This is a genomic window from Caballeronia sp. BCC1704, assembly GCF_902833455.1.
Classification (GTDB): Bacteria; Pseudomonadota; Gammaproteobacteria; order Burkholderiales; family Burkholderiaceae; genus Caballeronia.
Genome location: NZ_CADFFT010000001.1, coordinates 789,015 through 800,389 on the forward strand (window position 1 = coordinate 789,015; position 11,375 = coordinate 800,389).

General features: G+C 66.1%; 5 protein-coding genes. 1 reads left to right on the forward strand and 4 read right to left on the reverse strand.

All coding sequences use genetic code 11. The features are described from left to right. Positions 1-64 precede the first annotated feature (64 nt). From aroG to HWX53_RS03755, 4 genes are all read right to left on the reverse strand, one after another. Positions 65-1,138 carry a 3-deoxy-7-phosphoheptulonate synthase AroG gene (gene aroG, locus HWX53_RS03740; protein ID WP_175939491.1) on the reverse strand — a complete coding sequence of 358 codons (1,074 nt, stop codon included), beginning with the start codon at positions 1,136-1,138 and terminating at the stop codon, positions 65-67. A gap of 328 nt (positions 1,139-1,466) precedes the next feature. Next, positions 1,467-2,933 carry a metalloprotease TldD gene (tldD, locus tag HWX53_RS03745; RefSeq protein WP_175939492.1) on the reverse strand — a complete coding sequence of 489 codons (1,467 nt, stop codon included), beginning with the start codon at positions 2,931-2,933 and terminating at the stop codon, positions 1,467-1,469. Positions 2,934-3,101: 168 nt separating this feature from the next. Next, entirely contained in the window at positions 3,102-3,935 is an 834-nt protein-coding gene (locus HWX53_RS03750; RefSeq protein ID WP_175939493.1) for a carbon-nitrogen hydrolase family protein, read from the reverse strand. 64 nt (positions 3,936-3,999) lie between these two features. Beyond that, entirely contained in the window at positions 4,000-8,271 is a 4,272-nt protein-coding gene (locus HWX53_RS03755) for an AsmA-like C-terminal region-containing protein (protein WP_175939494.1), read from the reverse strand. A 201-nt stretch (positions 8,272-8,472) separates the two neighbouring features. Here HWX53_RS03755 and glnE point away from each other — a divergent pair, with 201 nt between their 5' ends. Then, positions 8,473-11,265: a bifunctional [glutamate--ammonia ligase]-adenylyl-L-tyrosine phosphorylase/[glutamate--ammonia-ligase] adenylyltransferase gene (gene glnE, locus HWX53_RS03760; protein ID WP_175939495.1), complete on the forward strand. Its 2,793-nt coding sequence runs from the start codon at positions 8,473-8,475 to the stop codon at positions 11,263-11,265. Positions 11,266-11,375: the final 110 nt, after the last annotated feature.

Here is an 11,375-nt window from a genome sequence, read left to right on the forward strand (position 1 = left end):
TTGAAACTTCGGCAGAGTCGGCACCGATTGAGAAGCGGTGTCGACTCTGTTGGTTAAGCTGCAATCAATTTTCACCAACTCTTTTGAGTCGCCGCTGCTTCACCGCTTCCGCCAATCCTTCGAGCACACCGACGCTTTCGTCCCACCCAATACAGGCATCGGTGACGCTTTGGCCGTAAGTAAGCTCACACCCTTCCTTCAAATCCTGCCGCCCCGCGACAAGATGCGATTCCACCATTACGCCGACGATCCGCTCATCGCCAGCCGCCAATTGACGCCCGATATCCGCGCAAACCGGAATCTGATTCTCATGCTTCTTCGAGCTATTCGCATGGCTGGCGTCGATCATCAACCGCGCCGCTAATCCCGCCTTGCCGATATCGCTGCACGCGGCATCGACCGAAGCCGCATCGAAGTTCGGCGTTTTACCGCCGCGCAAAATGATATGGCAGTCCTCATTCCCAGCGGTCGAAACGATCGCCGAATGCCCGCCCTTCGTCACAGAAAGAAAATGGTGCGGCTGCGAAGCGGCCTTGATCGCATCCACCGCGATTTTCACGTTGCCGTCCGTGCCATTCTTGAATCCGACCGGACACGAAATCCCCGAAGCCAGTTCCCGGTGGACTTGCGATTCGGTCGTCCGCGCGCCGATCGCGCCCCACGAAATCAAATCCGCGATGTACTGCGGGCTGATCATGTCGAGATATTCCGTCCCCGCCGGCAGCCCGAGCTCGTTGATATGCATCAGCAATTCCCGCGCGGCACGCAATCCGTCGTTGATCTTAAAGCTGTTATCCATATACGGATCGTTGATCAGCCCTTTCCAGCCGACCGTCGTGCGCGGTTTTTCGAAATACACGCGCATCACGATTTCCAGTTCGCCCGCGAACCGCTTGCGCTGCTCGATCAAGCGCCCCGCATATTCCAGCGCCGCCTTCGGATCGTGAATCGAACACGGCCCGATGATGACGATCAATCGGTCATCCATGCCATGCAGAATGCGATGCATCGATTGCCGCGCGTTGAAGATGAGATCGGACACCGGCTCCGTGCACGGAAATTCGCGGATCAAATGCGCGGGCGGGACGAGCTCCTTCAACTCGCGGATACGAACGTCATCGGTATTGTGCGGGGGCATGGCGATTCTCCAACGGCAATGTTCTGAGCAAAAAATGGAAGGCGAAAAAAAACCGCCAGACTCGCTGGCGGTTTTTCGGGAATTCGGTTTTGCGTATCTGCAACCTACGACTCACCCCTCTCGATCCGCCAGCGGCTTGAGATGCCAAAAGAAATAAAAATAAAACTTGGCGGACATGGTGAGCACAGAGCGCATTGCAAAAAGGTTGACCGTCTTTATAACCTCAAACAGGCGGCGCTGACAAGCGGCCGCGCGTCGAACGCGGGAAATCCGCATCGGCGGCTGCGAACGATTCCGAACGCGCCGCCGCCGATGCGGCAAAACTGCATCACATCGTGCCGCCTACCGTCATCTTCTCGATGCGCAACGTCGGCTGACCGACGCCCACGGGCACGCTCTGGCCTTCCTTGCCGCACACGCCCACGCCGCTGTCGAGCGACATGTCGTTGCCGATCATCGTCACGTACTTGAGCGATTCCGGACCGCTGCCGATCAGCGTCGCGCCCTTCACCGGGTATGTGATCTTGCCGTCCTCGATCATGTACGCCTCGGACGCCGAGAACACGAACTTGCCATTGGTGATATCCACCTGACCGCCGCCGAAATTGACCGCGTACAGGCCGTTTTTCACCGACGCGAGAATCTCCTGCGGGTCCTTGTCGCCGTTGAGCATGTACGTGTTCGTCATGCGCGGCATCGGCAGCGCGGCGTACGACTCGCGGCGCGCGTTGCCCGTCACCGGCATCTTCATCAGGCGCGCGTTGAGCGAGTCCTGAATGTAGCCCTTCAGAATGCCGTCTTCGATCAGCGTCGTGCACTGCGTCGGGTTGCCTTCGTCATCGATGTTGAGCGAGCCGCGGCGATTCGGCAGCGTGCCGTCATCCACCACCGTCACGCCCTTCGCCGCGACCTGCTCGCCGATGCGGCCCGCGAACGCCGACGATCCCTTGCGGTTGAAATCGCCCTCCAGCCCGTGTCCGACGGCTTCGTGCAACAGCACGCCGGGCCAGCCCGGCCCGAGCACGACGGTCATCGCGCCGGCCGGGGCAGGGCGCGCTTCCAGATTGACGAGCGCGGCATGCACGGCGTCATCGACGTACTTCGACAGGATATCGTCGGTGAAGTAACCGTAGTCGAAGCGTCCGCCGCCGCCGCCCGTGCCGATCTCGCGCCGGCCGTTCTGCTCGGCGATCACCGTCACCGAGACGCGCACGAGCGGCCGCACGTCCGCCGCCAGCGCGCCGTCGCTGCGCGCGACGAGCACGACGTCGTATTCGCCCGCGAGCCCCGCCATCACCTGCGTGATGCGCGGATCGCGGCCGCGCGCCATCTGTTCGACGCGCTCCAGCAGCCTGACCTTGGCGTTGGCATCGAGCGAATGCAGCGGATCGGCGGGCACGTATAGGTCGCGGCCGGAGACGCCCGTGAGCGTGCTCGCCGGCTTGATCTTGTGCTTGCCGCCGCCCGCCTTCGCGATCGCGCGCGTGGCGAGCGCGGCCTGGCGGATGGAATCGGGCGAAAGATCGTCAGAATAGGCGAAAGCCGTGCGTTCGCCCGAGACGGCGCGCACGCCGACGCCCTGATCGATGCTGAAGCTGCCCGATTTGACGATGCCTTCCTCCAGACTCCACGCTTCGCTGCGCGTGGACTGGAAGTACAGATCCGCGTAATCGACGCGATGCGTGAAAATCTCCGCGAGCGTGCGCGTGATGAGACCCTCGTCGAGGCCGTACGGCGTCAGGAGAACGTCCTTCGCCGTGACCAGGTTGCGGATGCCGGGTTCGATGATGTTCATGCGGTGCCTATTGCGTTGATGCAGCGTGTTCGGTGAATGTCGGACAATTCTACTGTCCGCGTCGTTCAGGCCATGTGCGGGACCACTTCCGCGCGTTCAAGGCCGTCAAAAAGCCTATTTTCGAGATGCGTCGCGTCAGCGCGACGTCGGGCCATCGCGTAGGAAGGCCTACGCGATCACCCGATGCCGGTACGCCGGCAAACTCTGCCGCACGCTCGCGATGCGCTCGGGATCGATCACGCCCGCGACGACGCCCGCGCCTTCCTCGCGCACGGCGACGACCTCGCCCCACGGGTCGATCAGCATGCTATGCCCCCATGTGCGGCGGCCGTTTTCGTGCTTGCCGCCTTGCGCGGCGGCGAGCACGTAACACTGGTTCTCGATCGCCCGCGCCTTGAGCAGCGTCTCCCAGTGCGCACGGCCGGTGGTGTAAGTGAAGGCGGAAGGCACGACGATCAGCGCGCAATCGCCCATCTTCCGGTACAGCTCGGGAAAGCGCAGGTCGTAGCAGACGGAGAGGCCCACGCGCCCGAATGGCGCATCGAAGGTCCGCACGTCCGCGCCGGGCACGATGCTGCGCGCTTCGTCGAACGATTCGTCGCCCTTTTCAAAATTGAACAGATGAATCTTGTCGTAGCGCGCGACCTGCTCGCCGTCCGGACCGAAGACGAGCGACGTGTTCAGCACGCGCGACGCTTCCGGCGACTTCAGCGGCAGCGTCCCCCCGATGACCCACACGCCATGCTTGCGCGCGGCGCCCGACAGAAACTGCTGGATGGGGCCGTCGCCGGGCGTCTCGCGGATCGCGAGCTTGTCCGTGTCCTTGAAACCCATGAAGCAGAAGTACTCGGGCAGCAGCACCAGTTGCGCGCCGCTTTGCGCCGCCTCGGCGATGAGCCGCCCGGCCTCGGCCAGATTGCGGTCGCGATCCGGCGTGCTCACCATTTGCAGCGCGGCGACCGGGAACGGCCGCACGGTGCTTTCGCTCGATTGTTCGGTCATGTTCGTGGCGCTGGGTTGGTCGAAGATGGACGCCGCCCGCGCGCCTTGCGACGAAAACTCGCTTTTATTCAGCGGCTGACGGACGCGCGACGGCAGCGGGTGATTCGATCTTACCCTGATCGCCATGCAGGCGCTGAACGACCGGCTTGGTCCACGATCCGGTGATCGAATAGTCGACCGCGAAGGCTTTTTTGATCGACTGCGACAGCGCCAGGTCGGCCGCGAGCGCGCCGAGGCCGAGCAGCGGATTAATGACTGCCGCGCCGAGCGCCACCGCGCCCGCGCCGACGGTCGGAATCACCTTGACGCGAAGGTCCTGCGTCTTCTTCGGCAGATCGACCGAGCCCTGCGCCTGCACGCGGGCGGGCGGCGTGATCATCGAAAGATCGTCGGTGCGGCCGATGCCGTCCGCGATGCGCGCATTGCCCGTGAGCTTCTCGAACGGCAGCCCCTTGCCGACCACGTCCTCGAAATGCAGCGTCAGAAGATTCGCGAGGCTGCGCAGGCTCAGGATGCCGAGCCACTTCGCGGCGGCCGGCGCGCGCAGAATCTGGCCGTGCCGCAGATCGACCGCCACCGTGCCGTCGAGCGTGGGCAGATCGACCGCGGTCGGCCCGCCGTTCCAGCCCGCGTGGCCGGATACCGAACCGGTCGCGCCGTTGACCGAGTGCGGCACGCCGAAGCGGTCCAGAAACTGCCCGCCGTTGTTGACGTCCAGCCTGAAATCGACCGATGTGCGGCGGGGCGTGGCATCGCCGTCCCGTGGCGGCTGCGCGCCCGGCAGCGCGCGCCAGATGGCGTTCGCGGTGAGCGTTGCGTCCGGATTGGCGAGCTGCAATTTGTCGAGCGTCCAGATCGGCTCATCGGCGACGACTTCGTTATGCGCATCCACTTCGAGCCGGCCTAGATCGCGGCCGCGAAAAAGGAGCTGATTCACGATCACATCGATGGACGGCATGTTGCGCGGCGGCTTGCTCATCGCTTTTTCGGCCGGCGCGTTGTCCGCTTTCTCGGGAATCGACACTTTGTCGAGCCGCGCCTGTACTGCGCCGGGGCCGCCTTTGACCGCGCCGGGCGTGAACGCGACGCTGCCCGTCACCTGATCCGATGTGATGTTCGCCAGCCACTTGCGATCGCTCGATTCCTCGCGCGCGTCGATGGCGATGTTCTCCCAGCGCCGATCGAGGAGCTTCAGCGTGCCGATGTGCAGCGCGGCGCGCGTCGGGACGAACTGGCGGGCGGTGTCGCTTGCCGGCGCGGACGGCGCGGGAGGCGTCGTTTGTGCCGCCGTCGCGTCCGCGAACACGTTGCGCCACGCATCGGCGTCGAGCGTCTTCAGGTCCACGTCGGCGGTCACGCCTTCTGCCGGCAAGTCGGCGGGCTTGTTAACGGCGATCGCGCCGCGCACGGCTTGCAAGGTCGCGCGCATGTTCATCGGCGCGGCCGGGTTTTCCGGATCGATCTTGACTTCCGCCCGGCCGATCCGCCGCAACTGGTAATGCGCCGCGAGCGGCCCGAGCGTAAGCCGCGCGTCGTGCAGATCCGACGCCGCGCCGGGCGCGGGCGCGAAGCTGAACGCGAACGGCATCGGCGCGCCCTTCGCCTTGCCGAACGGCGCGGGCAAGTCGATGCCGACGCCCGTGAGATCCGCTTTCGCCTGCACGTCGGGCAACGCGTTCTTCGCGCCGCGCACGTGCAGTTCATACGGCGCGGCGCCGTCGATGCGCGTCAGAAGCTGCGTCACCTGCGGCGTCATGCGTCCGTTGAAGCGCGCGGCGGCGTCGGTGCCGATGCGCCCGTTCACATCGAACGCGTAGCTGCCGTCGGGCCGCACGCCGCCTGTCGCGCGCACGTCGCCGCCGAGCAGTTGCGCCGTGAGCGAATCGAGCGTGACGGTCTTCGCCGCGAAGTCGGCGCGGCCGCGCAAATGCGTGAGCGGCGGCAGACTGGCATACGCGACTTCGTTGTCGGCGAAGGTCAGCGAGCCTTTGTACTCCGTGCGCAGCGGCGGCAGCGGCGGCGGCGGGCGGAAGCGCGGAATGCCGAGCGTGAGCGCGAGCGACGCGTTGCCCTTCGCGTCGAGCTTGCGCGTCGCGTGCTTCGCCATCAGCCCGAGCGAGCTGTTATCGACGTATTGCAGCATGTCGGCGAGCGGGCCGCGCGCCTGGCCGTCGATCCACAGCTTCGTCTCGCGGTTGCCCGTATCGTCGATACGCCCTATCACGCGCGACACCGCGACGCCCTTGTAATGCCCGCGATGAATGTCGAAGCCGAGCTTGTTCTGCGCGAGCGTGAAGGTGCCGTCGATGCCTTCGAACGCCGGCCAGAAATTCGGCAAGCCGTTGGCCATCTTGCGCGGCGGGAACGGCGTCGGATCGAACTTGCCGCCGGTGAACGGCGCTTCGATGCGAAACACGCCGGCATCCGGAAACTTCGCGTACGGAAAGCGCGTGAGATCGCCGTGCACTTCCAGCGTGGCGTTGCGCGCGACGCCCGCCTGCAACGCGTGGCCGAGGTAGACGCGCACGCGCTCGTTGAGGCTCGTCGGCAGATAGCGCACGAGGTGCGTCGCGTTCAGATGCGCGACCTTCGCCTTCAGATCCAGATTGCCGCGGCCGTGGCCCTGATTCCAGTACGCGGCGGTGACTTCGCCTTCGGCGTCGGCGTTCTTCACGCGCAGCGTGTCCAGATGAATGGTGAACGCGCGGCGCAGTTCGCCCGGCGCGATGGCATCCGCGACGGTCCAGCTCGCGTGGCCTTGCAGCGAATCGAAGATGAGGCGCGGGTCGTCGAACGCGCCGGGAATCGTCACGGCCGCGTTCTTCGTATCGATGCTGATGGTGCCTTGCGACTCGTTCGCGTCGACCGCGCCCCACAGGTTTTCGATGCCCGGAATGCCGGCGCGCGGGTGATTGTTGGCGGTGAGTCCCGGCGGCGGCTCCTGCGCCTGCACGCTGATGCCCTGCAACTTGCCCTTGAACGCATAGTGCAGCAGCTTCGCGTCGCCTTTTTCGCGCTGGCGCTGCACTTCTTCTTCGCTGCGCGGCGGCACGCGTTCCGTGTAGATCGTGAAATTGGCGATCTGCCCGCGCGGATTGAAGCGCACGAGTTCGTTCAGCACGCGCGCCGGAACCGGCAGCGCGCGCGTGAATTCAGCAAGGATGCCGAGATCGGCTTCATCGCCCGTCACGCGAAAGAGCAGGCCGACGTTGACCGCCGCCGGGCGATACGTTGCGCTGAGCGTCCGCGAGGTCAGGAGGCGCGCGACCGGCGTGCCGTCGTCGAGCGCGGGCTGGCCGAGTTCGGCGCGCAGGTCGGAGAGATTGAGCGTGTACGCGCCGTCCTTCTTGTCGACGGTCCAGCCGAAGCGCGCCACCGGAAGATCGAGTCGCGGCTGCGTCGCCCGCACGCGCAGCGCGATGTTGCCGCCCGCGAGGTCGCCGTTCGCGCTCTGCAACTCTCCGCGCGCGAAGTTGACCCAGATGCGGTTCTCGACGCGGCCGTCGTAGATGGCGAACGGCAGCTTCACGTAGCGCCCGAGTGTCGGCAGATCCAGCGGACCGGTCGACACGTACACGCGGCCCGTCCAGTTCGCGGGCGCGCCCATCGCGCTGAACGGCTCGTGGCGAAAGTCCGCGCGCAGGTCGAGCGGACCGTGCAGCACCTCGCCGTCGGGCGGCGCGGCAAGCGCCACGCGATGACGCAGGCCGTCGTTCAGCACGGTGAGCCGCAGCCGCTTGAACGCGATCTCGGGCGCGCCGCGCTGGGCGTCGCGCCAACGCAGCGTGCCGTCGCGCAGCAGAATGTGCTCTTGTCCGAGCAGCCATGTGGTGAACGCGTTAGAGCCCGTGCGATGCGTCGGAATCGGCACGCCCGCGACCGTGACCTCGCCTCGGGCGTTGCGCGCGGCGATCACGTCGGGGCCATCGACGGTCAGATCCGCCAGTTTCGGCTTCAGCTGCAGGAGCGAGCGCCACGCGATACTCGCGCTCGCGTGCGGCACCGCGAGCCCCGGCGAGCCGTCGGCGGCGTCGATGCGAAGATTGTCGATGTCGATGGTCGGCTGCATGCCCGTCCATCGCGCGGACAGCCGGCCGATGCGCAACTGCGCGTGCATGCGCGTGGAGACGGCTTCTTCGATGCGCGGCCTGAACGAATCGATCTGCGGCAGCACGACATAGCGCAGGCCGAGATAGATGCAGGCGACCGCGAAATACAGCACGGCCGCGATGACGAGAACGACTTTGAGAACGCGCGACAGAACGCGCTCGGCGTTGCCGCTGGGCTGGGCTTGTCCAACTTTGGTCGGGTCGACGGATCGTCTGCTGTCGGACATGCTGCGGCTGTTCGGCGATATGGTAGTTTTGCGTGTTCGACGCTGAAATGTAACACAGGGCAAGGCGCGGATATCTGCAGCGTGCGCGCGCCGGACCGCCCGCACAGGCCCGCTGCGCAAGCCTTCCGGGCGGCGGCGCCGCCTGCGCCCGCCCGCGCACCGAAACACTCGACGCAAAGCAACCTGCGAGCCTAACCATTCATGACCGATGTGACTCTGCGCAGTTCCGGCTACTCCACTTATGCAGCCCGCGCGTATGCCGCGCGCGCCGAACTGGCATCGAACGTGGCGGAGTGGGCGCAGTCGCCCGTCACGCGCGAGTGGATCGAAGCGCGTCTCGACGCGCACTGCGCGCGCGCTGCGTCGAACGGCGCGCTCGACGAAGCCGCGCTCAAAACCGCGCTGCGGCGCCTTCGCGTGGACGTGTTCTGCACGGTGATGGAGCGCGATCTGCGCGGCGCGGCCGATGTCGCTGAAGTCACCGGCGCGATGACCGATCTCGCCGAAGTCACCATTCAGCGCGCGCTCGCCGTGCTGACGGCGGACCTCGAAACGCTGTTCGGCGAACCGCGCGGCCCGAACGGCGAGCGGCTCACGCTCGGCGTCGTCGGCATGGGCAAGCTCGGCGGGCGCGAGTTGAACGCGTCGTCGGATATCGATCTGATCTTTGTCTACGAAGACGACGGCGAAACCGCTGGCGGCACGCGCGCGCCGCTCGCGACGCAGGAATTCTTCACGCGGCTCGGGCGTCGGCTGATCGGCGCGCTCGCGGAAATCACCCAGGACGGCTACGTGTTTCGCGTCGACATGCGGCTGCGTCCGAACGGCGATTCCGGGCCGCTCGTGTGCAGTCTCGGCATGCTCGAAGAGTACTTCTACGTGCAGGGCCGCGAGTGGGAGCGCTACGCGTGGATCAAGGCGCGGCTCGTGTCCGAGCGCGAAAGCGAGTCGGCGCAGCGGCTCGCGAAGCAACTCGACGCGATCGCCACGCCGTTCGTCTACCGCCGCTATCTCGATTACGGCGTGATTGCGGCGATCCGCGCGCTGCATCAGCAGATTCGGCAGGAAGCGCGGCGGCGCGCGTCCATGCGGCCCGACAAGGCCGACGACATCAAGCTCGGGCGCGGCGGCATCCGCGAAATCGAGTTCAGCGCGCAAGTGTTTCAGTTGATCCGCGGCGGACAGGCAGCGGATTTTCGTATCCGGCCAACGCTCGCCGTGCTCGAACGCGCGGCGGCCAACGGGCTCATCGCGCCTAATGTGCGCGATGCGCTCACCGAGGCGTATCTCTTCCTGCGCACGGTCGAGCATCGTCTGCAATATCGCAACGACGCGCAGACGCACGCCATGCCCGTGGCCGACGATGAGCGCGCGCTGCTGGCGGCGTCGCTCGGCTTCGCGGATTACGCCGCGTTGATGGCGAAGCTCGACGCGCACCGCGAATTCGTCGAGCAGCAGTTCGACGCGATCTTCGCCGACAAGGTGAGCGGCGAGCATGGCTGCGGCGTGGCCGAAGATTCGGCGGCGTCGTGGATCTGGAGCGGCGCGCTCGCCGACGAATCCGCGCAGGACGAACTCACCGCGCGTCTCATGGAACTGGGCTTCGCGGACCCGGCGCCGGTGCTCGCGCGGCTGACGGGCGTCTGGAACTCGTCGCGCTATGCCGGGCTGCCGGAACAAAGCCGTGGCCGGTTCGACATCGTCGCGCAGCGCGCGCTCGAAGCCGTGCAGAACATCGCCGCGGCGCGCCGCGTGGACACCATCGCGCGTCTCTTCGATCTGCTCGAAGCGACGGCGAAGCGCGGCGCGTACCTCGCGTTGCTCACCGAATATCCGGCGGCGCTCGACCGCGTGCTCTCGGTGCTGTCCGGGTCACGCTGGGCGGCGGGCTATCTGATCCGTCATCCGCAATTGCTCGACGAATTGCTCGACGACGAAGCGATTTCCAGCCCGTTCGACTGGCCCGAATTCCGGCGCGCGCTGAATGCGCGCCTCGCCGCCGCCGAGGACGCCGAGCACCAGATGGACTTGCTGCGCCACGCGCATCAGGCCGAAGTGTTCCGCATTCTGCTGCTGGATCTGGCGGGGCGGCTGACGGTCGAGCACGTGAGCGATCGCTTGTCCGAACTGGCGGACGCGGTGCTCGACGTGACGGTCGAAACCGTCTGGAAGCAGTTCCCGAAGCGGCATCGCGAGACGCCGCGGTTCTCGGTCATCGCGTACGGGAAGCTGGGCGGCAAGGAGCTGGGCTACGCGTCGGATCTCGATCTGATCTTTCTCTACGACGATCCGGACGACGCCGCCTCCGACATCTACGCGATGTTCGCGCGCCGTTTGATTACGTGGCTCACGGCGGCGACGGGCGCGGGCACGCTGTTCGACGTGGACTTGCGGCTGCGGCCGAACGGCGAGTCTGGCCTGTTGGTCACGAGCCTCGATTCGTTTCGCCGCTATCAGTTACGTGAAGGCGACGCGGCCAATACCGCGTGGGTCTGGGAGCATCAGGCGCTGTCGCGGGCGCGGTTCAGCGCGGGCGATGCCGACATCGGCGCGCAATTCGAAGCGATTCGCGCTGACGTGCTCGTGATGGAGCGCGATGCGGCGGCGCTCGCGCTCGAAATCGTCGCGATGCGGGAGCGCGTGGCGGCGGGGCATCCGAATCGCAGCGATCTGTTCGACCTGAAGCACGATCGCGGCGGCATGGTCGATATCGAGTTCATCGTGCAGTACTGGGTGTTGCTGCATACGCGGACGCACCGCGAGTTTCTGCGCAACGCGGGGAACATCACGCTGCTGAAGATCGCGGCGCGGAGCGGCCTCATCTCGGAACCCGATGCGGAGACCATCGGCGCGGCGTACCGGTACTACCGGAAGCTGCAGCACACGCTGCGGCTCGACGGCATGGAGAAGGCACGCGTCGATCCGGCTGTCGTGCGCGCGGAGCGCGAAGCGGTGACAGGGCTCTGGCGGCGGGTCTTTGGGGATGGGATGTGAAGCGGCGGGTGCTTGGCGCGTGAGAGGTGACGCGATGTGAGCGGCGCGTGCGCGGGCCGGGTCCGGCGTGTCCAGAAGCACGCTGAGGCTCTACCGCATGCAGAAACCCC